This is a genomic window from Streptomyces sp. TE5632 (assembly GCF_054061295.1).
This window is the reverse complement of record NZ_JBSSEA010000003.1, coordinates 2,560,142-2,586,089: the sequence shown is the minus strand read 5'-3', so window position 1 is coordinate 2,586,089 and position 25,948 is coordinate 2,560,142. Positions and strand designations below refer to the sequence as shown.

20 protein-coding genes are annotated in these 25,948 nt (G+C 67.2%); 9 read left to right on the top strand and 11 right to left on the bottom strand.

Annotated elements, in window-relative coordinates:
- Positions 1-86: 86 nt before the first annotated feature.
- Together murJ and ACVW19_RS16960 are read right to left on the bottom strand one after the other, a co-directional pair.
- Entirely contained in the window at positions 87-2,384 is a 2,298-nt protein-coding gene (gene murJ / locus ACVW19_RS16965) for a murein biosynthesis integral membrane protein MurJ (RefSeq protein ID WP_457460204.1), read from the bottom strand.
- 45 nt (positions 2,385-2,429) lie between these two features.
- Positions 2,430-4,817, bottom strand: a complete 2,388-nt coding sequence (locus ACVW19_RS16960; protein ID WP_457460203.1) for a DUF6049 family protein — start codon at positions 4,815-4,817, stop codon at positions 2,430-2,432.
- 254 nt (positions 4,818-5,071) lie between these two features.
- Between ACVW19_RS16960 and ACVW19_RS16955 the strand changes: the two genes are divergently transcribed.
- On the top strand, positions 5,072-6,538 hold the full coding sequence (locus ACVW19_RS16955; protein ID WP_457460202.1) for a CCA tRNA nucleotidyltransferase: 1,467 nt from the start codon (positions 5,072-5,074) through the stop codon (positions 6,536-6,538).
- A 112-nt stretch (positions 6,539-6,650) separates the two neighbouring features.
- Here the strand turns inward: ACVW19_RS16955 and ACVW19_RS16950 are convergent, their stop codons facing one another.
- The 4 genes from ACVW19_RS16950 to ACVW19_RS16935 all read right to left on the bottom strand — a co-directional run bounded on the left by ACVW19_RS16950 (position 6,651) and on the right by ACVW19_RS16935 (position 10,416).
- Positions 6,651-7,142, bottom strand: coding sequence for an LppU/SCO3897 family protein (locus ACVW19_RS16950; RefSeq protein ID WP_457460201.1), 492 nt, complete (start codon positions 7,140-7,142; stop codon positions 6,651-6,653).
- 123 nt (positions 7,143-7,265) lie between these two features.
- Positions 7,266-8,528, bottom strand: coding sequence for an MFS transporter (locus ACVW19_RS16945; RefSeq protein ID WP_457460200.1), 1,263 nt, complete (start codon positions 8,526-8,528; stop codon positions 7,266-7,268).
- Positions 8,529-8,606: 78 nt separating this feature from the next.
- Entirely contained in the window at positions 8,607-9,689 is a 1,083-nt protein-coding gene (locus tag ACVW19_RS16940) for an inositol-3-phosphate synthase (protein ID WP_457460199.1), read from the bottom strand.
- Positions 9,690-9,732: 43 nt separating this feature from the next.
- Positions 9,733-10,416: a helix-turn-helix transcriptional regulator gene (locus ACVW19_RS16935; RefSeq protein ID WP_457460198.1), complete on the bottom strand. Its 684-nt coding sequence runs from the start codon at positions 10,414-10,416 to the stop codon at positions 9,733-9,735.
- Positions 10,417-10,815: 399 nt separating this feature from the next.
- Here ACVW19_RS16935 and ACVW19_RS16930 point away from each other — a divergent pair, with 399 nt between their 5' ends.
- Positions 10,816-13,524: a transglycosylase domain-containing protein gene (locus tag ACVW19_RS16930; RefSeq protein WP_457460197.1), complete on the top strand. Its 2,709-nt coding sequence runs from the start codon at positions 10,816-10,818 to the stop codon at positions 13,522-13,524.
- A gap of 97 nt (positions 13,525-13,621) precedes the next feature.
- On the top strand, positions 13,622-15,130 hold the full coding sequence (locus ACVW19_RS16925; protein WP_457460196.1) for a glycosyltransferase family 87 protein: 1,509 nt from the start codon (positions 13,622-13,624) through the stop codon (positions 15,128-15,130).
- A 138-nt stretch (positions 15,131-15,268) separates the two neighbouring features.
- Here ACVW19_RS16925 and ACVW19_RS16920 read toward each other — a convergent pair whose 3' ends face one another.
- The 3 genes from ACVW19_RS16920 to ACVW19_RS16910 form a co-directional block, all read right to left on the bottom strand.
- Positions 15,269-16,300, bottom strand: a complete 1,032-nt coding sequence (locus tag ACVW19_RS16920) for an alanine racemase (RefSeq protein WP_363039023.1) — start codon at positions 16,298-16,300, stop codon at positions 15,269-15,271.
- Between the two features lie 83 nt (positions 16,301-16,383).
- Positions 16,384-17,505 carry a lipid II:glycine glycyltransferase FemX gene (locus ACVW19_RS16915; protein WP_457460195.1) on the bottom strand — a complete coding sequence of 374 codons (1,122 nt, stop codon included), beginning with the start codon at positions 17,503-17,505 and terminating at the stop codon, positions 16,384-16,386.
- Between the two features lie 164 nt (positions 17,506-17,669).
- A complete protein-coding gene (locus ACVW19_RS16910) occupies positions 17,670-17,984 on the bottom strand; it encodes a hypothetical protein (RefSeq protein ID WP_457460194.1) in 315 nt (104 codons plus the stop codon).
- Positions 17,985-18,301: 317 nt separating this feature from the next.
- Between ACVW19_RS16910 and rpsF the strand changes: the two genes are divergently transcribed.
- The 4 genes from rpsF to rplI all read left to right on the top strand — a co-directional run bounded on the left by rpsF (position 18,302) and on the right by rplI (position 20,001).
- The gene (rpsF, locus tag ACVW19_RS16905) at positions 18,302-18,592 is read left to right on the top strand and encodes a 30S ribosomal protein S6 (RefSeq protein ID WP_062188887.1); all 291 of its coding nucleotides are present in this window, start codon (positions 18,302-18,304) and stop codon (positions 18,590-18,592) included.
- A 77-nt stretch (positions 18,593-18,669) separates the two neighbouring features.
- A complete protein-coding gene (locus ACVW19_RS16900; RefSeq protein WP_457460193.1) occupies positions 18,670-19,257 on the top strand; it encodes a single-stranded DNA-binding protein in 588 nt (195 codons plus the stop codon).
- 42 nt (positions 19,258-19,299) lie between these two features.
- On the top strand, positions 19,300-19,536 hold the full coding sequence (rpsR, locus tag ACVW19_RS16895) for a 30S ribosomal protein S18 (RefSeq protein ID WP_003949403.1): 237 nt from the start codon (positions 19,300-19,302) through the stop codon (positions 19,534-19,536).
- Positions 19,537-19,554: 18 nt separating this feature from the next.
- Complete coding sequence (rplI, locus tag ACVW19_RS16890) at positions 19,555-20,001, top strand: 50S ribosomal protein L9 (RefSeq protein ID WP_457460192.1); 447 nt, start codon at positions 19,555-19,557, stop codon at positions 19,999-20,001.
- 97 nt (positions 20,002-20,098) lie between these two features.
- On the opposite strand, the gene ACVW19_RS16885 is transcribed toward rplI, so the two are convergent.
- Positions 20,099-21,436 (bottom strand): MATE family efflux transporter, encoded by a 1,338-nt coding sequence (locus ACVW19_RS16885; protein ID WP_457460191.1) that lies wholly within the window; start codon positions 21,434-21,436, stop codon positions 20,099-20,101.
- Between the two features lie 458 nt (positions 21,437-21,894).
- Between ACVW19_RS16885 and dnaB the strand changes: the two genes are divergently transcribed.
- Positions 21,895-23,373, top strand: a complete 1,479-nt coding sequence (gene dnaB / locus ACVW19_RS16880; RefSeq protein ID WP_457460190.1) for a replicative DNA helicase — start codon at positions 21,895-21,897, stop codon at positions 23,371-23,373.
- 268 nt (positions 23,374-23,641) lie between these two features.
- Here the strand turns inward: dnaB and ACVW19_RS16875 are convergent, their stop codons facing one another.
- Positions 23,642-24,208, bottom strand: coding sequence for a dihydrofolate reductase family protein (locus ACVW19_RS16875; RefSeq protein WP_457460189.1), 567 nt, complete (start codon positions 24,206-24,208; stop codon positions 23,642-23,644).
- Positions 24,209-24,498: 290 nt separating this feature from the next.
- Here ACVW19_RS16875 and ACVW19_RS16870 point away from each other — a divergent pair, with 290 nt between their 5' ends.
- Positions 24,499-25,884: a serine hydrolase domain-containing protein gene (locus ACVW19_RS16870; RefSeq protein ID WP_457460188.1), complete on the top strand. Its 1,386-nt coding sequence runs from the start codon at positions 24,499-24,501 to the stop codon at positions 25,882-25,884.
- Positions 25,885-25,948 lie beyond the last annotated feature (64 nt).

Here is a 25,948-nt window from a genome sequence, read left to right as displayed (position 1 = left end):
GTCCGACGCCAAAACCAATTGTGCCCACAGTCTGCCGCTATGCACGACACACAAGGGCTGACGATGGTTGTGCGGTTACCCGTGACTCAGCGTCCCAGGCGTCCGCGGACCATACCGACCAGCGAGTTGACCTCCGCGATGCGCATCCGGCGGGCGGCGACGAAGAAGACGCCGAACAGGACGGCCCCACCGGCCAGCAGCGCGGCGAACGACGCTCCGGCGCCCTGACCGAGACTGCGCCCGATGCCGTAGCAGACCGCACCGCTGAGCAGCGCGGCCGGAACCGAGGCGATGCACAGCCGGGCGTACGTCCGCAGTACCCGGGCGCCGTCCAGGTCTCCGCCCAGCCGCTTGCGCAGCCGGCGCCAGGCGACACCGACGCCGGTCACGTAGGCAAGGCCGTACGAGGCGGCCATGCCGACCACGGCCCAGCGGGCCGGGAGAACGAAGAAGCAGACGACCGAGGCGATCGCGTTGACCACGGCCACGATGACCGTGTTGTAGAAGGGGGTTCGGGTGTCCTCGTAGGCGTAGAAGGCGCGCAGGACGACGTACTGCACGGAGTAGGGGATCAGACCGAGGCCGAAGGCCATCAGCATGTACCCCATGTTGGTCGCTGCACTGATACCCGAGGAGCCGAACATCAGCGTGCACATCGGGATGCCGAGCGAGATGAAACCGAAGGCGACCGGCACGATCGCGACGGCTGTGGTGCGCAGGCCCTGGGAGATGTCGTCCCGGACGGCGCCGCCGTCCTCCTCCGCAGCCGAGCGGGAGATGCGGGGTAGCAGGGCGGCCATCAAGGAGACGGTGATGATGGCTTGAGGTAGGCCCCAGATCAGCTGGGCATTGGCGTAGGCGGCGAAGCCGGTGCCCTGGACATCGGAGTTCAGGCCGGCCGCTGTGGACAGCTGGGTCACGACCAGCGCGCCCGCCTGGTTGGCGAGCACGAACAGGATGGTCCACTTGGCGAGCATCGCCGCCTTGCCCAGTCCGTGACCCTTCCAGTCGAAGCGCAGACGGATGCGGAACCCGGTCTCGCGCAGGTACGGGATCATGGCCAGGGCCTGCACGACGAGGCCGAGCAGGACACCGATTCCGAGGAGGCGCCGGCCTTCCGGCGGGATGCTCGTGACCGTCATCTGGGAGGCTTCGGCGGTGCCGTAGACGTAGATGAACGTACCGAGCGTCACGATGATGACGATGTTGTTGAGGACCGGGGTCCACATCATCGCGCCGAACCTCTCGCGCGCATTGAGGATCTGCCCCATCACCACGTGCACGCCCATGAAGAAGATCGAGGGCAGGAAGTAGCGCGTGAAGGTGACGGCGACCTCGTTGGCCGCGGGGTCGGAGGCGACCGGGTTGGACAGCGCACGCACGAGGAGTGGCGCGGCGAGCCATGCCACGGAGGTGAGCACGGCCAGGGCCACCATGACGAGGGTCAGCAGCCGGTTGGCGTATGCGTCGCCGCCGTCGTCGTCCTCCTTCATGGCGCGGACGAGCTGCGGGACGAAGACGGAGTTGAGGCCGCCGCCGACGGTGAGGATGTAGATCATGGTCGGCAGCTGGTACGCGACCTGGAACGAGTCACCGAGGAGGCCCAGGCCGAGCGCCGAGACGATCAACGCGGAGCGGATGAATCCCGTGAGGCGGGACACCATCGTGCCCGCCGCCATCACGGCGCTGGACTTCAGCAGACCTCCGGCCCGGCCGCCCTTCTTCGTGGGCGGTGTGGGAGCCGGTTCCGGCGCGGGAGCCTCGGCGGCAGGCGGTGGTGTGGCTCCCGCGTAGTGGCCGGGTGCCGCGGAGGCCGGGGCGGGTACCGGAACCGATTCGGGGGACTGTCGGCCGGCCACCGGCTGGTGGTCGGGGTGAGCACCGCCGTGCTGTTCGGCGTAGCCGCCGTCCTGCTGCTGATCGCGGAACAGGTGGGCGAAGGCGTCCGGCTCACGGCGCTGGTCTCCGGCCCGGCCGACCAGGTCGTCCACGCCCACGAACTGCGTTGTGCGTGGATCATCCCCGTACGGGAGGTATTGGGTCGGAGCGTCAGGTTCCGGCGCCGGGGCCTGGGCCCATACCCGTGGGTCGGGCGCGTGGGGAGACTGGGGAGGCTGCCCGTACAGCGGCTGCTGAGGGGTGTACGCGCCCGGCGGGGGCGGGGGGTGAGCCGCGCGGTCGTACAGGGCTTCCGCGACCGGGTCCTGGGCGGCGATGTCCTTCGCGCGGTAGGGGTCCTGGTCGTAGGCGTCCTGGAGATACGTATCAGCGGGCGGCTGCGGAGCCTGGTCGTGCCCGGGCGGCGGACCCTCGTGCGGGTCCGACTCGGGATGGCCCGAGTTGCCCGCGGCATGGCCGCGGTCACCGTCGTACGGCGCGTTCATGGTTACCCCACCTCATCGTCCCTGGCCCACCCGGCCACGACATCCTCAACGGTCCACTCTCTCACCCGTATCGGACGGGTCTGCGCTTTCCGGTGCGGTGTCCGACGCCGGGTCACTCGGCTGCTCCGGGGCGTCCGTTTCCGAACCGTCCTCCTGCTCCTTGGTGAGACGTACCGCGGGGGTGTCCGGGTTCTGCGGACCTTCGGTGCCCCCGTCCGGCGCGCGCTTCTCCGCCTGGACCTCGCGGGCCGCGGCACGCTTGCGCTGGGTGTACATCCTGAAGCCGGCAAGGACGAGCAACAGGACACCGCCGCCGATGACCAGCATCACCGTGGCGGTGATCTCGGTGACCTTGACGTCGAAGGTGACCGGCTCGCCGTACTTCTGGCCGTCCTGCGTGTACAACTGGGCGATCACCGTTGCCCGGCCGTTGGCGTTGGCGGACGTGGTGAATTTCACCGACTGGCTGTGACCACCCGAGACGGTGACCGGCTGCTCCTCGTAGGCGGCCCCCCTGATCTCGAGGCGGGTCGGGTTGGTCGAGGTGAGCCGCAGCGTCAGGTGCTCGACGCCCTGTACCAGGTTGTTCTGGACGGTCACGGGGATCGTGGCACTACGGCCGGACAGTTTTGTCTCCGACTTCTCGATCAGCTTCACCTGGTCGAGAAGTCCGTCGAGGTACGCCTCGACCCCGCTGCGGTAGGTGGCCGCCTCGGCGATCCGGCCGCGCCATGAAACGGACATGCCCCGGTTCAGGGCCCGGCCGAACGGGGTCACCACCCGGGACGGGTCGGAGAGGATCACCTGGAACTTGTCGAGCTTGTCCTGTGTCCTCGCGATCTGCTCGAACGCCGACTGCGGCAGCTCCTGCTTGCGCAGCGAGGAGGGATACGAGGAGGCCGAGGGAACCTCGGTGGTGGCGGCGGGGTCCGGCTTCGCCTTCGCGGCGGCGGTGAGGTCCTGGGGCTCCGACCAGTTTCCGTCCTGGACGGCCTTCAGCACCTCGGCCATCGTCTGGGCCTGGCTCGCGGAGGGGGTGCGCTGCGGGGCCACGACGACGCTGCGCTGCCGACCGGTCTGGAGGTTGAGCGTCAGGCTCTGTGCCAGGAACCGCTGCACCGTGGACGTGGACGTGGAGGCCTTGGTCATATCGCCCTGGAACAGGGTGGACAACCGGGCGTCCGCGACCACCGCCGTGGTGCCGCCCCCGATGGGGCGTGCGGCTGAAGGCGTGTACGACAGGTCACCGGTCTCTCGGAAGCTGTCGCTGCGGGCGATCACCTTGTCGGCACCGGCGGACGTGGCGACCTTGACGATGGAGGGGTCCACCGCGCCGTTGACAGGCCAGGCGAAGTCGGTGGTCGGTTTCACGTGGAGTATTGGCTCCACTGTGTTGACGACGACATCCGTGGCCTCCTTGAGATGACTCAGGGAGCCGGTGACCGACGTGCCGTTGTGGGCGAGGGAGGCAAGATCCGGATCGCCGAAGGGCAACGCGACGACCTCGTTGTCCGCCACCGCGCTCTGCACCTGGGCGAGCCATCTCTTGGCGACAGCCTGATGACGGCCCGCCGTGGTGGTGTCACCCTCACTTCGGACTTTGTAGCTCTCGGTCATCGCGTCGACGGACGCCAGCAGGTCCGGATCGACCACCCAGGTGACATCGAGGTCCTTGCCCAGTGCCACCATCCGGTCCAGACGGCCGCCCGGGGAGATCTCCTTGGCCAGGTCGTCGTCGCGGAGGACCGGGGTCTGCTGTTCGTCCGAACCGGTCTCCGCCGTTGTGTGGACCGTGGAGATCAGCGGCCACAGAAACGTCGTTCTCGTCTTTTTGTCGGCTTCCTCGGGCTGCCATGGCAGGAACGTGTGCCGGACACCGAGGGTCTGTTCCCACGGCTGGGTGGAGGTCTGCCCGGAGAGGGCCACCGCCAGCTGGTAGACGCCGTTCTTTCCGAGGCTCAGCTCGTCCGTCGGCACGGAGATACTGAAGGGCTGCGAGACGCCAGGAGCGAGGCGTTCGAACTCCTGGGAGTACTTGTCGTCGATCTCCGGGCCGACGGCGCCCTGGACGTCGTCACTGTTCCTGGCGACGGTCTCGATCCCGGAGCGGGTGCTCAGCAGGGGGCCCACACGCAGACCGACGTGGGCGTCGGTGACCGTTTTCCCGCCCTTGTTGGTCACCGTGCCGGACACGGTGACGGTGTCTCCCTCGGTGGGGGTGCTCGGGGTGAGCGAGTTCACGGAGACGGAGACCGAGCCCGCACCGGAGGGAGCCTGCCGGATGCTCTGCGCGGTGGCGGCCGCCGGAGACGCGGCGGGCAACTGGAGCAGGCCGGCCAGCAGGGGCGCTCCGGCGAACAGGGTTCCGGTGCGCCGCAGCCAGCGGCGGGCAGGTGAGGCACTCGTCCCCTGGAAGTCTGCCGCCTCGGCCACGCGCTCGCCCGTCCCTTGTCATCGTCAGTGGTCGTCGGAATGTACGTCCACGCATGGTAACGATGAGCGGAGGGGCTGAGTGCCGCGGACCGGTCCACAAGATCGGGGAGAGCGCCGCCCTGCCCTCTATGTGGCTGTATAAGGGGAGCGCGTCCCGTGCCTCGGGTGCAGGCCTTGTGCGGGTTTCGCCGGAGGTGACCGTGCCTGACCCGGGGGGAGCCTCCGGCCGCCCGAGCCACGTACCCTTTTCTGTTGTGCCGAACGCCAACGAACAAACCAGTGCCCTGAGCCAGGTGCAGGACCAAGCGGTCAACGAACTGCTGCGGGTCGCCCCTGTCGCCGACGACCTCGCCCGCCGCTTCCGGGAGGCCGGGTTCTCACTCGCCCTGGTCGGCGGTTCGGTCCGGGACGCTCTGCTCGGCCGGCTCGGCAATGACCTCGACTTCACGACCGACGCCCGTCCGCAGGACGTTCTGAAGATCGTCCGCCCGTGGGCGGACGCAGTCTGGGAGGTGGGGATCGCCTTCGGCACCGTCGGAGCCCAGAAGGATGTCCGCGTCGGAGACGTTGATCGAAGCTTTCAGATCGAGGTGACGACTTACCGCTCGGAGGCGTACGACCGCACGTCACGCAAGCCGGAGGTGGCGTACGGCGACTCCATCGAGGAGGACCTCGTCCGCCGTGACTTCACGGTGAACGCGATGGCTCTCGCGCTTCCCGCGAAGGAGTTCATCGACCCGCACGGCGGCCTGGACGATCTCGCGGCCCGTGTGCTGCGCACGCCGGGCACCCCTGAGGCATCCTTCTCGGACGATCCGCTGCGGATGTTGCGAGCCGCGCGCTTTGCCGCCCAGCTCGATTTCGAGCTGGCTCCCGAGGTGATCACGGCCCTGCGGGAGATGGCCGGACGCATCGATATCGTCTCGGCCGAACGGGTCCGGGACGAGCTGAACAAGCTGGTCCTGTCTGCTCACCCCCGCAAGGGGCTGACACTGCTCGTCGACACCGGGCTCGCCGACCACGTGCTGCCTGAACTACCGGCTCTGCGTCTGGAGAGGGATGAGCACCACCGGCACAAGGACGTCTATGAGCACACGCTGATCGTCCTGGAGCAGGCGATGGCGCTGGAGGACACCGGCCCCGACCTGACACTGCGCCTTGCGGCTCTGCTGCATGACATCGGCAAGCCGCGCACGCGCCGTTTCGAGGGCGACGGCCGGGTCTCGTTCCATCATCATGAGGTGGTGGGGGCGAAGATGACGAAGAAGCGCATGACGGCCCTCAAGTACTCCAACGAACTGGTGAAGGACGTCTCGCGTCTGGTCGAGCTTCATCTGCGTTTCCACGGCTACGGCACGGGAGAGTGGACGGACTCCGCCGTCCGTCGCTACGTCCGGGACGCGGGGCCGCTGCTGGGTCGGCTGCACAAGCTGACCCGCTCGGACTGCACGACACGCAACCGCCGCAGGGCAGCCGCGCTGTCCCGTGCGTACGACGGCCTGGAGGAACGCATTGCCAAGCTCCAGGAGCAGGAGGAACTGGACTCCATCCGCCCGGACCTCGACGGTAACCAGATCATGGAGATCCTCGGCGTCAAGCCCGGGCCGGCGGTCGGCCAGGCGTACAAGCACATGCTGGAGCTTCGTTTGGAGAACGGCCCGATGGAGCATGACGCGGCGGTGGCGGCCCTCAGGGAGTGGTGGGCCGAGCAGCAGGGCTGAGAGCGTGGAACGGGGGTTGCGTTTCACGTGAAACATAGCCCCCGTTGGCATGCGTGGGGGGGCGGTGTTTCACGTGAAACACCGCCCCCCCCACGTGGCCTGAGTGGAGGTGTTACTTCACTTCCTTGAGGCAGAGGACCACGTTGTGGCTGCTGCTGCCCGTCTGGTAGTACGAGATCGTCGCTTCCTCGACGGCCTCGCACTTGCTGTCGTCGCTGGTGTTGTCGAACTTTTCGACGACCTTGTACTGAGCATCGCTTGAAGAGCAGTCGACCGTCTTGAGGTCCGGGCTTACCTGTGTGCCCTCGTTGTGCATGCAGCTGCCCACAGACGTGGTCTCTGCGTCCGTCTGGCCGAAGAACCACTTGCCCACGGCTATGAGGACCGCGATGGCGATGAAGCCGACGATGCGCAGCAGCTTCTTGTTGAAGCGCCCGGCGGGAGCCGGCGGGGGGACCGGGGTGCCCTGCGTGGGGAAGCCAGGCTGACCGGCCTGCTGGGGGAAGCCGCCCTGGGGCGAGTGCGGAGCCTGGCCCTGGGGCTGGCCGTAGGGCTGCTGCTGACCCTGGGCGAACGGGTTGCCCTGAGGCGGCGGAGTGGTCACTTGGGGGTCCCCCTGGAACGTGAGTGCGTGGCGCGAAAAGCGCGTTGATAAGACGCACGTAAGCTATCGGCTGCCACTGACAACGCCACGCCGTGCTGGAGCTCTGTGGCATTGATGTGACACTTACTGGCGCTCAAAACGGCCGATAGCCACAGCTACTGCTCCGTAGATAACGGCGATCGTTACCACCAGTGGGACCGATCGACCGTCCGGTGGCAGCATCAGGGCAGCCACTGCGGCGGCACCGACGAAAGCCACGTTGAACAGGACGTCGTAGAGGGCAAAGATCCGGCCTCGGAAACCGTCCTCGACGGAGGACTGGACGATGGTGTCCGTGGCGATCTTCGCGCCCTGGGTGGTCAGCCCCAGGACGAATGCCCCGATCAGCAGGGGGCCGGCGGCGAAGGGCAGTCCGAGCGCGGGTTCCAGGACCGCGGCGGCCGCCGCGCACAGCATGATCCAGCGGCCGGGCCCGAACCGCCCCGCGGCCCAGGGAGTCACGACGGCCGCGACGAAGAAGCCGGCGCCGGACACACCCAACGCCAGTCCCAGAAGGGCGAGTCCCTCGTCCGTGGTGTCGGTCAGGGCGTACCGGCACAGCATCAGCAGCATGACGAGTATGGCGCCGTAGCAGAACCGCATCAGGGACATCGCGGTGAGTGCCCAGGCTGCCTCCCTGCGCGGGGACGCGGCAAGGTGGCGCAGGCCTGCCACCAGATCGCGAGCGGTGCCGGTGAGCGCCGTGGCGAGCCGTGGATGTAGCAGCGCCCGGTCAGGACCGAGCAGCTCCCTGGCGATGCGCAGCGACGCCAGGGCCGCGCACAGGTACAGCGTCGCGCCCACGAGCACCACGGCGGCGTCGGAGTCGGCGACGACCAGGCGTACGACGAAGGCCAGACCGCCGCCCGCGGTCGCTGCGAGCGTGCCGGCCGTCGGTGAGAGGGAATTGGCGACGACCAGCCGTTCGGAGTCCACCACGCGCGGCAGGGCGGCGGACAGGCCGGCGAGGACGAAGCGGTTGACGGCGGTGACACACAGGGCCGATACGTAAAGAAGCCAGTCCGGGACCTGGCCGAGGATCAGGACGGCGGTCACCGAGGCCATCAGCGCGCGCAGCAGGTTGCCGTACAGAAAGACCTGACGGCGGCGCCAGCGGTCCAGCAGGACACCGGCGAAGGGGCCGACCAGGGAGTAGGGGAGCAGCAGGACCGCCATTGCGGAGGCGACGGCCGCGGCGGACGTCTGTTTCTCCGGTGAGAAGACCACGTAGGCGGCGAGGGCGACCTGGTAGACGCCGTCGGCGCCCTGCGAGAGCAGCCGGACGGCGAGCAGGCGTCTGAAGCCCTGGAAACGCAGCAGGACGCGCAGGTCACGGACGACGGCCATGGGCCACAGCCTCACATACGGGGAGGGTCCCCGGGTCACACGACCCGGGGACCCTCAACTGCCCACAGTGGGGAGGTTCTAGCGCTCGACCTCGCCCTGGATGAACTTCTCGACCTTGGCGCGGGCGTCGTCGTCGAAGTACTGCACCGGAGGAGACTTCATGAAGTACGACGAAGCCGACAGGATCGGGCCGCCGATGCCGCGGTCCTTGGCGATCTTCGCGGCGCGCAGGGCGTCGATGATGACACCCGCGGAGTTCGGGGAGTCCCAGACCTCGAGCTTGTACTCCAGGTTCAGCGGGACATCGCCGAAGGCACGGCCCTCGAGACGCACGTAGGCCCACTTGCGGTCGTCCAGCCAGGCGACGTAGTCGGACGGGCCGATGTGCACGTTGTTCTCGCCGAGGTCCCGGTCGGGGATCTGGGAGGTGACGGCCTGCGTCTTGGAGATCTTCTTGGACTCCAGGCGCTCGCGCTCGAGCATGTTCTTGAAGTCCATGTTGCCGCCGACGTTCAGCTGCATCGTGCGGTCCAGGACGACGCCGCGGTCCTCGAACAGCTTCGCCATGACGCGGTGCGTGATGGTGGCGCCGACCTGGGACTTGATGTCGTCACCGACGATCGGCACACCGGCCTCGGTGAACTTGTCCGCCCACTCCTTGGTGCCGGCGATGAACACCGGGAGGGCGTTGACGAAGGCGACCTTGGCGTCGATGGCGCACTGGGCGTAGAACTTCGCCGCGTCCTCGGAGCCGACGGGCAGATAGCAGACCAGGACGTCGACCTGCTTGTCCTTGAGGACCTGGATGACGTCGACCGGCTCCTCCGCGGACTCCTCGATGGTGGCCTGGTAGTACTTGCCGAGACCGTCGAGGGTGTGACCGCGCTGGACCGTCACACCGGTGCTGGGGACGTCGCAGATCTTGATGGTGTTGTTCTCGGAGGCGCCGATGGCGTCAGCGAGGTCGAGGCCGACCTTCTTGGCGTCCACGTCGAAAGCGGCGACGAACTCGACGTCGCGGACGTGGTAGTCGCCGAACTGGACGTGCATCAGGCCCGGCACCTTGGACGCCGGGTCGGCGTCCTTGTAGTACTCGACTCCCTGCACCAGCGATGCGGCACAGTTGCCCACGCCGACGATGGCTACGCGAACCGAACCCATTCCGGTTGCTCCCTGTGTATACGAGTGAGGCCCTGAGGGGGACTCACGTGGCGGTGTCGTCGGGCGAATCCGGCCGGGGGTGGTCCCCGGACCGGGGCAGGTCGCCCGACGTTCCAGATGTGGTGTCCTGTCGAGGGGTCGCCCCGGAGGCGGGACCCTTGAGGTCTCGCCCGGCCCGCTCGCTCTCGATGAGCTCGTTCAGCCAGCGCACTTCCCGCTCCACGGACTCCATCCCGTGACGCTGGAGCTCGAGCGTGTAGTCGTCGAGACGCTCCCGGGTCCGGGCCAGCGCGACCTGCATTTTCTCCAGGCGCTCCTCCAGCCGGCTGCGGCGGCCTTCCAGCACACGCATGCGTACGTCGCGTGACGTCTGCCCGAAGAAGGCGAACCGTGCGGCGAAGGTCTCGTCCTCGTACGCGTCGGGGCCCGTCTGGGAGAGCAACTGTTCGAAGTGCTCCTTACCGTCGGCCGTCAACCGGTAGACGATCTTGGCGCGACGGCCCGTGAGGGGAGCGGCGAGGGCGTCCTCTGTGGTGTTCCCCGGTTCCTCGATCAACCAGCCGTTGGCGACCAGCGTCTTGAGGCAGGGGTAGAGCGTCCCGTAGCTGAAGGCACGGAACACACCCAGTGACGTATTGAGTCGTTTGCGCAGCTCATAGCCGTGCATCGGAGACTCGCGGAGCAGGCCGAGTACGGCGAACTCGAGGATCCCGGAACGCCGGCTCATCGTCGCCTCCTCTCTGCCGCGGTCGTGCCGTGACGGCCTCAGTGTCTGGCTCAGCGCCGTCTTTATGCCGAGCTGATGTATCGACTCGATACATCACGACGATAGAACGGTGGTCTGGCTGGGACAAGGGGGAGGGGGGTGAACGGGATCACATCACCGATTCAATCCGAGTAAGTTGCCTGATTTGAGCCGAACTTCTGCGCTCGGCAGGTTTTGGCGATGCGTAGTCTGTGCGCCATGCACAACACACCGGGAACCGAGTGACGCCTGGGGGCGTCCTCGTCCCCGGTGCAGTACGGGATGAATGCGGAACCCACCGCATCCGTACTTCGGGGGGACCGGAAACCAGCTGCCGTTTCCAGGCGCGCGAGACGCGCCTGCCCGAGGAGTAGTCGTTCGATGAGCGAGCACCGTCGCAAACCACCGCAGCCGCAGGGTGGCGGACGTGCCGCGGCCCGACGCGGCCAGTCAGGCTCGTCCTCCGGCCGCCGCGCGGCGCCGCGCGGCGCCACCGGGTCTCCGTCCGATTCCTATGAGTCGGACTCCCGCGACTCGGGTGGTGAGGGCCACAGTTATGGAAGCCGCGCCGAAGCGCGACGCGCGGCACAGAGAGGCGGGGGTCGCCGGGCCGGTTCCACCGGGCCCGGCCGGGGCCGGGCGGCACCTCCAGACAAGAAGCGGATCGTCGACTATCCGCGTCACGACAAGTACGGCTGGCGCCGCTGGATGCCGTCCTGGAGGCTCGTCACCGGTCTGTGCATCGCGTTCTTCGGCAGCATGGTCGCTGCCGCGGGGATCGGGTACGCGATGGTGACCGTTCCTGACGAGGCCAAGACCGCGAAGGCGCAGAACAACGTCTACTACTGGTCCGACGGCTCACAGATGGTCGCCACGGGTGGTGAGCGCAACCGCCAGATCATCAAGCTCGAAGAGATTCCCAAGGCGATGCGGTACGCGGTCATCTCCCAGGAGAACAAGACGTTCTACGAGGACAGCGGCATCGACCCCAAGGGCATCGCCCGCGCCGTGTTCAACATGGCCAGGGGCGGCAATACGCAGGGTGGCTCCACGATCACCCAGCAGTACGTCAAGAACGCCATGCTGGACGACCAGTCGCAGACCATCTCCCGCAAGGTCACGGAGATCTTCGTCTCGGTCAAGGTGGGCACCACCAAGAACAAGAACGAGATCCTCGAGGGCTACCTGAACTCGGCGTACTACGGACGTGGGGCCTACGGGATCCAGGCCGCGGCCCAGGCATACTTCGACAAGAAGGCCTCTAAACTCAACGAGGGCGAGTGCGCCTTCCTGGCGGCGGTCCTCAAGGGAGCCACCTACTACGACCCGGCCGGTGCCAGCTCCATCGACCCGGTCAACGCCGCCCCTGCGGCGAACAAGAAGCGTGCCCTGCTCCAGATGCAGGACACGCTGGAAAAGATGGTCGAGTACGGCCACCTGGATCCCGAGACCAGGGCCAAGTACACCAAGCTGCCCGAGGTGCAGAACCCCCGGTCGAACACCGCGCTGAGCGGGCAGATCGGTTACCTCGTGGACCTCGCCAAGGCGTACATCATCAACAACAGCGACGAAACCGGTATCACCGCCAACAAGCTGGAGCAGGGCGGCTACTCGATCTACACGACCTTCGACAAGAAGAAGGTCGAGGCACTCGAGGAGTCGGTCAAGAAGGTCTACAAGAAGAACATCAAGCCCGAGGAGCGCCCCGAGACGGACACCCACGTCCAGTTCGGCGGAGCCACGGTGGACCCGGCGACCGGCGCGATCGTGGCCATCTACGGCGGTACCGACGCGACCAAGCACTTCACCAACAACGCTGACTCGACCGGCGCCCAGGTCGGCTCGACGTTCAAGCCGTACGTGCTGGCGGCCGCCATGCAGTGGGGTGTCCGAAACCCCGACGGGGACCCGGTACAGGCCCAGGACGAGCGGACGAAGGTGTCCGAGAAGAGCCTGTACAGCGGAAAGAACAGGCTCAAGATCAAGGAGTACGACGGGTCGATCTGGCAGAACGAGAAGGGCGAGCAGTGGGAGCAGGTCAATGACGGCGACGAGACGCACGGCACTGCGCCCGAGTACAAGATCGATCTCCGTGAGGCGATGCGGGAGTCGGTGAACTCCTCCTTCGTCCAGCTCGGCGTGGATGTCGGCCTGGACAAGGTGAAGGAATCCGCGATGCTGTCCGGGCTTCTGGAGGGCAGCCTCGCCGGAACGAACTACCCGTCGTTCTCCCTCGGTACCTCCAGCCCCAGCGCGATCCGGATGGCGGGTTCGTACGCCACCTTCGCGGCCAGTGGCGAGCAGCGCGAGCCGTTCTCCGTCAAGAAGGTGACGAGCAGCAAGGACGGAACGGTCTACACGCACAAGACCAAGACCGAGCGGGCGTTCACCTCTCTGGTCGCGGACAACGTCACGGACGTCCTGAAGACCGTCGTCGAGGAGGGAACCGGCTCCAACGCCCAGCTCGAGGGCCGTGAGGTGGCCGGCAAGACCGGTACCACGGACGGCAACAAGTCCGCCTGGTTCGTCGGCTACACCCCGCAACTGTCCACCGCGATCAGCATGTTCCGGTACCCCGACGACGAGACCATCAAGAATCGCGAGTTCCTGAAGATGTTCGGCACGGGCGGCCAGCAGAAGATCCACGGCGCCTCGTTCCCGTCCGAGATCTGGGCGGACTACATGGAGGACGCGCTGAAGGGCCAGAAGTCGGTGCCCTTCCCGACGCCGAAGCCCATCGGCGAGATCGTCAACGACACTCCGTCGCCGACCCCCACCCCCTCGCCCAGCGAGTCCGAGGAGGAGACTCCGTCGCCGTCTCCGTCGACTTCCGAGCCGGAGCCGGAGCCCAGCACCCCCACGCCGAGTGAGACCAATACCTGTGGGCCGTTCCGCTTCAACTGTGAGGAGGAGGACGACACGGGTGGTACCGGACCGGGTGGAGCGGACGCCGGCGGGACGGACGGCGGGGTGACCAGCTCACCGTCGGCCTCGGAATCGGAAGAAGAAGGCAACAACCGCGGCAACGGAAACGGCGGCGGAAACGGCGGCGGAAACAACGGCGGTCTCTTCGGAGGCCCGGCCGGGTAACCGCCCGCTTGCCCGACTTGGGTGTTTCACGTGAAACAAGGGCCGCCGTACCCCACGGGTGCGGCGGCCCTCGGCGTAGCGTGGCACGTACGGCAGGATGTGCGGCATGCCCAGTGGAGAATCGACGCAAGCGAGCGTCCGCGAGCCGGAGCCGGTGGAACCGACCCGGGAGGACAAGGTCGCCAAGGCCGGCAGCGAGCTGATCGGTGGTCCGCTGGGGCGGCATGCCCTCCTAGGGGCGTCCTGGTGGAGTCCGGTCCGGGTGATCGTGCTCGTGGCGATCGGTTTGTTCACCCTCGGCCTGGTACAGAAGGCACCCTGCTACAACGGCGCGTGGTTCTTCGGCGCCGGTTCCCAGTACACGCACGCGTGCTACTCGGACATCCCGCACCTCTACCAGGGGCGGGGCTTCGCCGACGGTCTCGTGCCGTACTTCGACCAGCTCCCCGGTGATATGCAGTACCTCGAATACCCGGTGCTGACCGGTGTGTTCATGGAAGTCGCCTCCTGGCTCACGCCCGGCAGCGGCAGCATCCAGGACCAGGAGCAGTGGTACTGGATCGTCAACGCCGGGATGCTCATGGTGTGCGCGGCCGTCATCGCCGTCTGTGTGACCCGCACGCACGCCCGGCGACCTTGGGACGGTCTCCTGGTCGCTCTGGCGCCCGCCTTCGCCCTGACCGCGACGATCAACTGGGACCTTCTGGCGGTCGCCCTGACGGCCGCAGCGATGCTCATGTGGTCGCGTGGCCGCCCCCTTGCCTTCGGAGTCCTTCTGGGCCTTGCCACGGCCGCCAAGCTCTACCCCGTGCTTCTCCTGGGGCCGCTGCTGGTGCTGTGCTGGCGCGCCGGCCGCTGGCGGGAGTACGGAACCGCCTTGGGCGGTGCGGTCGTCGCCTGGGCCGTGGTGAACGGGCCGGTGATGTTCTTCGCCTTTGACGGCTGGTCGAAGTTCTACACGTTCAGCCAGGAACGGGGCATCGATTTCGGCTCCTTCTGGTTGATCATCACCCACAACTCGTCCGACCCGCTGAGCACCGACACCGTGAACACACTCGCCACAGCGCTGATGTTGCTGTGCTGCGTGGGTATCGCCGCACTCGCCCTCATGGCTCCCCGCCGACCGCGCTTCGCGCAGCTCGCCTTCCTGGTCGTCGCGGCGTTCATCCTCACCAACAAGGTCTACTCACCCCAGTACGTCCTGTGGTTGGTGCCCTTGGCCGCCCTGGCCCGGCCGAAGTGGCGGGACTTCCTGATCTGGCAGGCCTGCGAGGTGGCCTACTTCCTCGGCATCTGGATGTACCTCGCGTACACGACCAGCGGAGACGACCACAAGGGACTGCCCGCCGACGGCTACCACTGGGCCATCGGCCTGCATCTGCTCGGGACGCTCTATCTGTGCGTCATGATCGTGCGCGACATCCTGCTGCCCGAGCGGGACCCGGTGCGCCGCTCCGGTGACGACGATCCTTCGGGAGGGGTGCTCGACCGAGCCGAGGACGTCTTCGTGCTCGGTCCCGCCGCCCGCCCCGCACGGCATGTCGCACACTTCGACGGGCCACGGGTCAAGTGGGGCGGGGCAGGCGCCACCAGCGGTTCACTCTGAGCGAACGGCTGGCGGGCAGTCGACCTGGAGACAGGCGAGAGGCATGAGAAAGGCCGTGCACGGGATTACCGTGCACGGCCTTTCTCGCTGCTCAGACGCTTCTCCCGCGTTCTGCGCTCCTCGTCCCCACGCCGCCGCTCAGCGGTCGAGCATTCGGTCGAACTGAGTGGTGGTGTGCCGCAGATGGGCCACCAGTTCCTCGCCGACCTGAGGTTCCGGTGCCTCCGCGGGCACGAAGAGGATCGACACCTGCATGTGCGGCGGCTCGGCGAACCAGCGCTGCTTGCCGCCCCAGACGAACGGAGAGAGGTTCCGGTTCACCGTGGCGAGTCCGGCGCGGGCAACGCCCTTGGCGCGTGGCATGACACCGTGCAGAGCCTTGGGGGCCTCCAGACCCACCCCGTGCGACGTGCCGCCCGCCACGACCACCAGGAAGCCGTCGGACGCGGCCTTCTGCTGGCGGTAGCCGAACCTCTCCCCCTTGGCGATGCGCGTGACATCCAGGACGGCACCGCGGTACTCGGTGGCCTCGTGGTCCCCCAGCCACAGCCGTGTACCGATACGGGCGCGGAAACGGGTCTGCGGGAACTGCTGCTGCAGCCGGACCAGTTCCTCGGCCTTGAGATGACTGACGAACATCGTGTGCAGGGGGAGGCGGGCGGCCCGCAGACGGTCCATCCAGCCGATGACCTCCTCGACGGCGTCCGATCCGTCGGTGCGGTCCAGCGGCAGGTGGATGGCGAAGCCTTCCAGCCGGACATTCTCTATGGCGGAGTGCAGCTGGGGCAGATCCTGCTCGCTGACGCCGTGCCGCTTCATCGAGGACATCACCTCGATGACTACCCGGGCGCCGACCAGACCGTACACACCGTCGACCGACGAAACCGAGCGGATCACCCGGTCGGGCAGCGGGACGGGTTCCTCGCCGCGCCGGTACGGCGTCAGCACCAGCAGGTCGCCGCCGAACCAGTCCTTGATCCGGGCGGCCTCGTACGTCGTGCCGACGGCGAGGACGTCCGAGCCCAGCCGGGTGGCCTCCTCGGCCAGCCGCTCGTGCCCGAAGCCGTAGCCGTTGCCCTTGCAGACCGGGACGAGCCCCGGGAACTGCTGCTGTACGTGCTTGTGGTGCGCCCGCCAGCGCGCGGTGTCGACGTAGAGCGTGAGCGCCATGGCCGGACCTGGAACCTTTCTGGTGGCTGCGGTGTATCAGAGGGAGGGGAACTGATGGATCGAGCAGTGCGACGGGGACGGGATCAACGGCGCGACATGTACATATCGAGCGCCTTGTGGAGCAGCTTGTTCAGCGGGAAGTCCCACTCGCCGAGGTACTCGGCGGCCTGGCCGCCGGTTCCCACCTTGAACTGGATCAGGCCGAAGAGGTGATCCGTCTCGTCCAGCGAGTCGGAGATGCCGCGCAGGTCGTAGACGGTGGCGCCGAGCGCGTAGGCGTCGCGCAGCATCCGCCACTGCATCGCGTTCGAGGGCCGGACCTCACGGCCGATGTTGTCGGAGGCGCCGTAGGAGTACCAGACGTGGCCGCCGACGATCAGCATCGTGGCCGCCGACAGGTTCACGCCGTTGTGCCGGGCGAAGTACAGCCGCATGCGGTTGGGGTCCTCGGCGTTGAGGGCGGTCCACATGCGCTGGAAGTACGACAGCGGACGCGGCCGGAAACGGTCGCGCACGGCGGTGATCTCGTACAGCCGCTGCCACTCGGGCAGGTCGTCGTAGCCGCCCTGGACGACTTCGACGCCGGCCTTCTCGGCCTTCTTGATGTTGCGGCGCCACAACTGGTTGAAGTTCTTGTGGACCTCTTCCAGGGACCGGTTCGCCAGCGGCACCTGGTAGACGTAGCGGGGCTGGACGTCGCCGAAGCCGGCCCCGCCGTCCTCGCCCTGCTGCCATCCCATGCGGCGCAGCTTGTCGGCGACCTCGAAGGCACGGGGCTCGATGAAGTCGGCTTCCAGGTCGCGCAGACGCTTCACGTCCGGGTCCTGGATCCCCTTCTTGATGGTCACCGCCTCCCAGCGCCGGATGACCACCGGCGGGCCCATCTTCACCGAGAACGCGCCCTGCTGCTTCAGGTGCGCGAGCATCGGCTCGATCCACTCCTGAAGATTTGGCGCGAACCAGTTGATGACCGGGCCCTCGGGCAGATAGGCCAGGTAGCGCTTGATCTTGGGCAGTTGCCGGTAGAGGACGAGGCCGGCGCCGACCATCTCACCGGTCCGGTCGTCGAACCAACCGAGGTTCTCCGAGCGCCATTCCGCCTTGACGTCCGACCAGGCCGGGACCTGCATGTGACTCGCCGACGGCAGGCTCTGGATGTACGCCAGATGCTGCTCTCGGCTGATGGTCCTCAGGGTCAGGGTCATTCGGGGCGCTCCTCGGGCTGGTGTGTCCCCATGGGATCAGGGGCTCCGGCTCTCGCGCGAAGCCTACTGCGCCCTGGGGCCGACCCGGTTGGGCGCACGGACCTTCGCCCCGGCCGGTCGTCGGCCGGGGCGCTCCACGGTTATTCAGGCAGGGGTGCCCGGAGTCAGTCGATGAGCCCGCCGAAGAGGCCTCCGTGGGCCATGCCCAGGAAGAAGCCGACGGCCGATGCGCCCAGGCCCACGATGAGGCCGAAGCGCCCCCGTGTCGTCTGCGAGACCCACTGGCCGTACGCGCCGGTGAGAATTCCCACCAGGCCGGTCCAGGAGCTGATCAGATGCAGGTGGTTGAACATCGCTGTGATGAAGGATGTGATGCCCAGCACCAGGGTCACCGCGAGCAGGGTGTCCTGGAGTGGGTGGGACTTTCCGTCCGTGGCGAAAAGGCCTCCGGCGGTGTTGGGTCGCAATGCCTGTGCCATGGGCACCTCCTGCGAAAGGCGGCGCATCGTAGCGCCGTACACACCCGATGTGTACAGACTGACGGGCTTCCGGGCCGGATTTCAACCGGAAGCCACTGTGCGGGTACTGTGTACCGTCTGCACCGGTGTCTGTCCGGACAGATCCAGTCAGGATCAGGGCAGGACCACGGTCCGCCCCGGCCGGCCTGGGGAAACCGCCGCCCGACATCGATTGTCAGTGGCGGCTGTTTTACTGACAGGCATCGTTGCGCAACGCATCACGACCCTCCTGCCACGGAACGACCGTGGCCGCTGAGTCCAAAGGAGGTGGGTTCCACATGCGTCACTACGAGGTGATGGTCATCCTCGACCCCGATCTCGAGGAGCGTGCTGTCTCCCCGCTGATCGAGAACTTCCTTTCTGTCGTCCGTGACGGCGGCGGAAAGGTCGAGAAGGTCGACACCTGGGGCCGTCGTCGTCTCTCGTACGAGATCAAGAAGAAGCCCGAGGGCATCTACTCGGTCATCGACCTGCAGGCCGAGCCTGCGGTCGTCAAGGAGCTCGACCGCCAGATGAACCTGAACGAGTCGGTCCTCCGGACCAAGGTCCTCCGCCCCGAGAACCACTGAGCGTTTCCGCTCAGTCGACCTCGGGATCCGAGTAGCAGTACCAGCAGCCAGCAGCAAACCCGCCGAGAGGTTCCCCCATGGCAGGCGAGACCGTCATCACGGTCGTCGGCAACCTTGTCGATGACCCCGAGCTGCGCTTCACCCCGTCCGGTGCGGCCGTCGCGAAGTTCCGTGTCGCGTCGACTCCCCGCACCTTCGACCGCCAGACGAACGAGTGGAAGGACGGCGAGAGCCTGTTCCTGACCTGCTCGGTCTGGCGTCAGGCGGCGGAGAACGTCGCCGAGTCGCTCCAGCGAGGCATGCGCGTCGTCGTGCAGGGCCGGCTGAAGCAGCGGTCCTACGAGGACCGTGAGGGCGTCAAGCGCACGGTCTACGAACTGGACGTCGAGGAAGTCGGCGCCAGCCTGCGCAACGCCACGGCCAAGATCACCAAGACCACCGGCCGCGGTGGGCAGGGTGGTTACGGCGGAGGCGGTCAGCAGGGCGGCGGCTGGGGCGGAGGCCCCGGTGGCGGTCAGCAGGGCGGCAACGCCCCGGCCGACGATCCCTGGGCGACCGGTGGCGCTCCCGCCGGTGGCAACCAGGGCGGTGGCGGCCAGGGTGGCGGCGGCTGGGGCGGAGGCTCCGGCGGCGGTGGCGGCTACTCGGACGAGCCCCCCTTCTAGGCGGGCCGTACCCACACTTCTTGATCACACAGGAGATACATCATGGCGAAGCCGCCTGTGCGCAAGCCGAAGAAGAAGGTCTGCGCATTCTGCAAGGACAAGGTCACGTACGTGGACTACAAGGACACGAACATGCTGCGGAAGTTCATTTCCGACCGCGGCAAGATCCGTGCCCGCCGCGTGACCGGCAACTGCACGCAGCACCAGCGTGACGTCGCCACGGCCGTCAAGAACAGCCGTGAGATGGCGCTGCTGCCCTACACCTCCACCGCGCGATAAGGGAAGGGTGACCGACTCATGAAGATCATCCTCACCCACGAGGTCTCCGGCCTCGGTGCCGCGGGCGACGTCGTCGACGTCAAGGACGGTTACGCTCGCAACTACCTGGTTCCGCGGAAGCTCGCGATCCGCTGGACCAAGGGTGGCGAGAAGGACGTCGAGCAGATCCGTCGTGCTCGCAAGATCCACGAGATCCAGACCATCGAGCAGGCCAACCAGGTGAAGGCCCAGCTCGAGGGCGTCAAGGTCCGCCTCGCGGTCCGCTCCGGCAACGCCGGTCGTCTCTTCGGTTCCGTCACCCCGGCCGACGTCGCTTCCGCGATCAAGGCTTCCGGCGGTCCTCAGGTCGACAAGCGCCGCATCGAGCTGGGCACCCCGATCAAGACCCTGGGCACCCACGAGACGTACGTGCGTCTGCACCCCGAGGTCGCCGCCAAGGTCGACATCGAGATCGTCTCGGAGTAAGTACTGCTCGATGAAGCAGCGAGGTGGGGGCCGCACCCTTCGGGGCGCGGCCCCCACCGTCGTTTCCCGTGAAACATCGTGTTCCGTGGGAAACGTGTCAGCGTGTGGCGCCGGTGACGACCCACTGGCCCGAACGGGTACGGACCCACAAGGTCAGCAACCGAATGGTCATCATGAGCGTCATCGTGCCCCAGAGCGCGGTGAGACCACCCCCGAACACGGGAACCAGCAGGGCGACCGGGGTGAAGACCGCCAGGGTGATCAGCATTGCCCAGGCCAGGTACGGCCCGTCGCCCGCGCCCATCAGCACTCCGTCCAGAACGAAGACGATGCCGGAGATCGGCTGGGACAGGGCGACGAGCGCCAGAGCGGGCAGTGCCGCGTCGGTGACCGTGGAATCACTGGTGAACAGGGGCAGGAAAATCGGCCTGGAGAGCATCACGAGCACGCCGAGAACGACTCCGATGCCGATGCCCCACTCCACCATGCGACGGCATACCTCACGGGCGCCCTGTGCGTCGCCGGCTCCCAGATAGCGGCCGATGATGGCCTGCCCGGCGATCGCGATGGCGTCCAGTGCGAAGGCGAGCAGACTCCACAGGGAGAGGATGATCTGGTGAGCCGCGATGTCGGAGTCGCCGAGTCGGGCGGCGACGGCGGTCGTGATCATGAGGATGGCCCTGAGCGAGAGAGTGCGCACCAGCAGCGGTGCGCCGGCCTGGGCGGAAGCCCTGATCCCCGCGATGTCCGGGCGCAGTGAGGCGCCGTGTCGGCGTGCCCCTCTGAGCACCACGATCAGATAGACGACGGCCATGCCGCACTGGGCGATGACCGTGCCCCAGGCGGAGCCCGCGATACCGAGGCCGGCGCCATAGACCAGCCCGACGTTGAGGATGCCGTTGGCGACGAATCCGGCCACGGCGACGTAGAGAGGCGTCTTTGTGTCCTGCAGTCCGCGCAGAACACCGGTCGCGGCGAGCACGATCAGCATGGCCGGTATGCCGAGGGCGGAGATACGCAGATAGGTGATCGCATAGGGGGCCGCTGTGTCCGAGGCGCCGAAGAGGTCCACCAAGGCCGGTGCCGTGGGCAGGACGACAGCGATGACGGCGGCACCGAGGAACAGGGCGAGCCAGATTCCGTCCATGCCCTGGCGGATGGCGGCAGGGAGATCGCCGGCGCCGACGCGCCGGGCGACGGCGGCGGTGGTGGCGTAGGCCAGGAAGACAAAGACGCTCACGGCGGTCACCAGAAGGGCCGACGCGATGCCGAGACCGGCAAGCTGTGCGGTACCGAGATGGCCGACGATGGCGCTGTCGGCCAGGACGAAAAGGGGCTCGGCGACAAGTGCGCCGAAAGCCGGGACGGCCAGCATGACGATCTCGCGGTCGTGCTGCCGTCGGACGGCGTGTGGGCGCGCGGGGGCCTGTGTCATGTGCACCAATCTAATCGTCCACAGGTAAGAGATGCAAAGCACTGTAGCCCCTTACTTGATGGCGCAGGGTGTGTGCATGCGCACAGCGATCGAAGGGATCTTGGCCCGTCTGGGAAAGTTTTTCTTCTACACAGGCAGTGGACTATGAAACCCCAGGTCAGCGTGCTCGTTGCAGCGCCAGGGGGTTCTTGTTCACAGGGCTGTCCACCGGGTCGTGCACAGGTTTGGCGGACTTCTCCACAGCATTGGCCCGGTCATCCACAGGGCCTGTGGATAACCAGATTGGCTGACGGTGCAGACGGGCCTACGGTGGTCCGGCGCCTGCTCCGTCCGCCGGTTTCCAAATGGCCGCAAATCCGGCGCGCGACAACCGGAGTCGGGTGTCCTATTTGTCAGCGCCGTGCCGTAGAAAGAGGGCCACGGCTAGGTCCGCTCGGCGGACGGGAGGAGGTGGCTCGGTGAGCATTTCCGAGCCCTTGGACGACCCGTGGGCCGACAGCGGCCCCAGTGATCGTCTGCCTGCCTCCCGCCGCCGTGACGACGGAGGCAGGGGCCGCGAGGACCAGCACAACCGCGGCCAGGACTCCGGAGCGTGGGACGGCGGAGGCGCCGCGTTCGAACGGGTGCCACCGCAGGACCTGGAGGCCGAGCAGTCCGTTCTGGGCGGCATGCTGCTGTCCAAGGACGCCATCGCGGATGTCGTCGAGATCCTCAAGGGCCACGATTTCTACAAACCGGCTCACGAAACCGTCTACACGGCCATTCTCGACGTATATGCGAAGGGCGAGCCGGCCGACCCCATCACGATCGCCGCGGAGCTGACCAAACGCGGTGAGATCAACAAGGTCGGCGGGGCCTCGTATCTGCACACCCTCGTCCAGACGGTGCCCACGGCGGCCAACGCGGCGTACTACGCGGAGATCGTGCACGAGCGCGCCGTGCTGCGCCGCCTGGTCGAAGCCGGTACCCGCATCACCCAGATGGGATACGCGGCCGACGATGACGTCGACGAGATCGTCAACCGCGCGCAGGCCGAGATCTACGCCGTCACCGAACAGCGCACGAGTGAGGACTACCTGCCGCTCGGCGACATCATGGAGGGCGCGCTCGACGAGATCGAGGCGATCGGCTCACGCAGCGGTGAGATGACCGGTGTACCCACGGGGTTCACGGACTTCGACTCGCTCACCAATGGGCTGCATCCCGGGCAGATGATCGTCATCGCCGCGCGTCCCGCTATGGGCAAGTCGACGCTCGCGCTGGACTTCGCCCGCGCGGCGTCGATCAGGCACAACCTGCCGAGTGTCGTCTTCTCGCTCGAGATGGGGCGCAATGAGATCGCGATGCGCCTGCTGTCCGCCGAGGCCCGGGTCGCCCTGCACCACATGCGGTCCGGCACGATGACCGACGAGGACTGGACCCGCCTGGCACGCCGGATGCCGGACGTATCGGCGGCGCCGCTCTACATCGACGACTCCCCGAACCTGTCGATGATGGAGATCCGTGCCAAGTGCCGTCGGCTGAAGCAGCGCAACGACCTGAGACTGGTCGTCATCGACTACCTCCAGCTGATGCAGTCCGGCGGTTCCAAGCGAGCGGAGAGCCGCCAGCAAGAGGTTTCGGACATGTCCCGCAACCTCAAACTGCTCGCCAAGGAACTGGAACTACCGGTCATCGCGCTCTCTCAGCTCAACCGTGGCCCCGAGCAGCGCACCGACAAGAAGCCGATGGTCTCCGACCTGCGAGAGTCCGGTTCCATCGAGCAGGACGCCGACATGGTCATCCTGTTGCACCGTGAGGACGCGTACGAGAAGGAGTCCCCGCGTGCGGGTGAGGCCGACCTGATCGTGGCCAAGCACCGAAACGGCCCGACGGCGACGATCACGGTCGCCTTCCAGGGGCATTACTCGCGCTTCGTGGACATGGCACAGACCTGATCGGATTCTGTTGTAGGTTCTCAGATTTCGTGGCCAAATCTCATGAGCGATGGCCAAGCGATGGCATATCTGACACGAATCTGAGACTGGCAGGTCAAGCCGCCCACTCGTATGGGTGATTGGGCTCTGATGCTGGTGCCCTGGTAGAAGCCCGCTGACACCGTGGGCTCACGGGGCATCGCTCGTGGGCTTGGGGTGTGCGGTGGGGGAGATCGCCGCGACGGTGAGAGGAAACACCCATCCAAGCCGTGAGACAGCGGAAAGCTGTTCAGCGCCTCGTCTCGTACCTGGTCAGGACCACGCCGCCGGGAAACGTCCGCGTCTTCACCAGGTTCAGGTTCACCCAGCTGTCCAGCGCGGTGAAGAACGGCGTGCCGCCGCCCACCAGGACCGGATGGGCGGCGATCACGTACTCGTCGATCAGCCCGGCGCGCATGGCCGCCCCGGCGAGCGTTGCGCCGCCGATGTTCATTGGGCCGCCGTCCTCGGCCTTGAGCCGGTTGATCTCGGCGATCGCGTCACCGGTGACCAGGCGGGTGTTCCAGTCGACCTTGTCGATCGTCGAGGAGAACACCACCTTCGGCGTGTCCCGCCAGTTCCGCGCGAACTCGATCTCTGCCGGGGTGGCGTTGGGCTGCTGGTCGCCGGTCGGCCAGTAGGAGCTCATCGTCTCCCATAGCTTGCGCCCGTACAGCGACAGGCCACTCGCCTGTTCGTGGTCGAGCCACCACTGGAACAGCTCGTGGCTCGGCGGTCCGCTCCAGCCGATGTCGTCGCCGGCCGCGGCGATGTAGCCGTCCAGGGTCAGGTTCATGCCGTAGATCAGTTTCCGCATGGCCCAGCCTTCCGTCCGTGGGTGTCCGGCGTATAGACCAGCGCGGCGCGGGAAACTCATCGGTGCGCGATCTGGGCTCGCCGGTGGTCCTCGTGCTCGGGGCTCAGCGTGGTGTATTCGGCCGACACGGGCAAGCCGTCTGATCTCGACCTCGCCCTCGCGAGGAAATGCCACGGATCTGAGACTGATCAAGGGTGACAAGGCCGTGAGACAGCCAAGAACGCCCAGGTCACGCAAGATCGACATGTCACGAGCAGCGAGACCCTACAGATTCCTGCTGAACTGAGGGCATGACGACACATCAGGAAGAGCTGCTGGCCGGCACGCGTCGGGCGTTGTTGCGCCGGATCGCCGTCGCCCAGGCCGAAGAGCGGGCCCCGTCTCTGGTTGCGACCGTGGTGCGGGACGGGGAAGCGGTGTGGACGGGTGCGCGGACGTCGTTGGAGGGGAACGCGCCGGACGGGGACACGCAGTATCGGATCGGTTCCCTCACCAAGACCTTCACCGCCGTTCTGGTGCTCCGGCTGCGTGACGAGGGGGCGATCGACCTCGGCGAGCCGTTGGAGAAGTACCTGCCGGGTACGGGCGCCGGGGAGGCGACCATCGCCGAACTGCTCGCGCACACCGGTGGTCTGGCGGCTGAGACGCCGGGTCCCTGGTGGGAGCGCACTCCTGGCTCCTTGAGGCCCGACCTCGCCGACGTACTGGGCGAGCACCCCCTGGTGCACCCGGTCGGCAGGCGGTTCCACTACTCGAACCCCGGATACGCGCTGCTCGGCGCGCTCGTGGAGAAGGTGCGCGGTGCTTCGTGGGAGGCCGTTCTCCGACGTGAAGTGCTCGAGCCCTTGAGCCTGCATCGGACAGGTGTGCGCCCGCAGGCGCCGTATGCGGATGGCTGGGCGGTGCATCCGTGGGCGGACGTGATGCAGCGTGAGCCCGCCGAGGACCTCGGACGGATGGCGCCCGCAGGGCAACTCTGGTCCACCACAAACGATTTGGCGCTCTTTGCCGCGTTTCTGGCTCATGGTGACGAGCGGGTGCTGGATATCGGGTCGTTGCGAGAGATGAGGAGGCCGGCGGCACCGGCGGAGGCGGCGGATGTGGCGAGTGGCTATGCGTACGGCCTGGGAACGGAGGTGCGTCACCGGGACGGGCGGGCCCTCATCGGGCACACCGGATCACTGCCGGGCTTCCTCGCCTGTCTTGTGATGAGCGTGGAGGACGACGTAGCCGCGGTGGTCCTGGCCAACTGCACGTCCGGACCGCTGCTGTTCCCGGTCGCCGCCGATCTCGTTCGGATCGTCGCCGAGGCGGAACCCCGTATCCCCGCGCCCTGGAGGCCGTTGCGGGAGGCGGACTCCGCTGTGCTGGAGTTGGTGGGGCAGTGGTACTGGGGGACGCTCGGCTTCGCCCTGCGGCTGTCGGCCGACGGACTGGTGTCGCTGGAACCGCTGTCCGGTAAGGGCCGTCGCTCGAGTTTCCGATCGAACGGCGACGGCACCTGGACAGGACTGGAGGGCTACTACGCCGGAGAACTCCTGAAGCCCGTACGGCGGCCGGACGGATCGGTGAGCCATCTGGACCTCGGGTCCTTCGTGTTCAGCCGCCGGCCGTATGACGAGGAAGCTTTTGTACCGGGCGGAGTGGATCCCGAGGGATGGCGGGGGGTCGGATAGGCCCGGTTGCGCGGAAGCTTGTGCAAGGAGCCTGTTTCACGTGGAACAGGCTCCTTGTCCGCCT

Coding starts and splice junctions, on each gene's coding strand:
- murJ (WP_457460204.1), bottom strand. CDS start 2,384: ATGAACGCGCCGTACGACGGTGACCGCGGCCATGCCGCGGGCAACTCG.
- ACVW19_RS16945 (WP_457460200.1), bottom strand. CDS start 8,528: ATGGCCGTCGTCCGTGACCTGCGCGTCCTGCTGCGTTTCCAGGGCTTC.
- ACVW19_RS16940 (WP_457460199.1), bottom strand. CDS start 9,689: ATGGGTTCGGTTCGCGTAGCCATCGTCGGCGTGGGCAACTGTGCCGCA.
- ACVW19_RS16935 (WP_457460198.1), bottom strand. CDS start 10,416: ATGAGCCGGCGTTCCGGGATCCTCGAGTTCGCCGTACTCGGCCTGCTC.
- ACVW19_RS16930 (WP_457460197.1), top strand. CDS start 10,816: ATGAGCGAGCACCGTCGCAAACCACCGCAGCCGCAGGGTGGCGGACGT.
- ACVW19_RS16925 (WP_457460196.1), top strand. CDS start 13,622: ATGTGCGGCATGCCCAGTGGAGAATCGACGCAAGCGAGCGTCCGCGAG.
- ACVW19_RS16920 (WP_363039023.1), bottom strand. CDS start 16,300: ATGGCGCTCACGCTCTACGTCGACACCGCGCGCTGGCGGGCGCACCAC.
- ACVW19_RS16915 (WP_457460195.1), bottom strand. CDS start 17,505: ATGACCCTGACCCTGAGGACCATCAGCCGAGAGCAGCATCTGGCGTAC.
- ACVW19_RS16910 (WP_457460194.1), bottom strand. CDS start 17,984: ATGGCACAGGCATTGCGACCCAACACCGCCGGAGGCCTTTTCGCCACG.
- rpsF (WP_062188887.1), top strand. CDS start 18,302: ATGCGTCACTACGAGGTGATGGTCATCCTCGACCCCGATCTCGAGGAG.
- ACVW19_RS16900 (WP_457460193.1), top strand. CDS start 18,670: ATGGCAGGCGAGACCGTCATCACGGTCGTCGGCAACCTTGTCGATGAC.
- rpsR (WP_003949403.1), top strand. CDS start 19,300: ATGGCGAAGCCGCCTGTGCGCAAGCCGAAGAAGAAGGTCTGCGCATTC.
- rplI (WP_457460192.1), top strand. CDS start 19,555: ATGAAGATCATCCTCACCCACGAGGTCTCCGGCCTCGGTGCCGCGGGC.
- ACVW19_RS16885 (WP_457460191.1), bottom strand. CDS start 21,436: ATGACACAGGCCCCCGCGCGCCCACACGCCGTCCGACGGCAGCACGAC.
- ACVW19_RS16875 (WP_457460189.1), bottom strand. CDS start 24,208: ATGCGGAAACTGATCTACGGCATGAACCTGACCCTGGACGGCTACATC.
- ACVW19_RS16870 (WP_457460188.1), top strand. CDS start 24,499: ATGACGACACATCAGGAAGAGCTGCTGGCCGGCACGCGTCGGGCGTTG.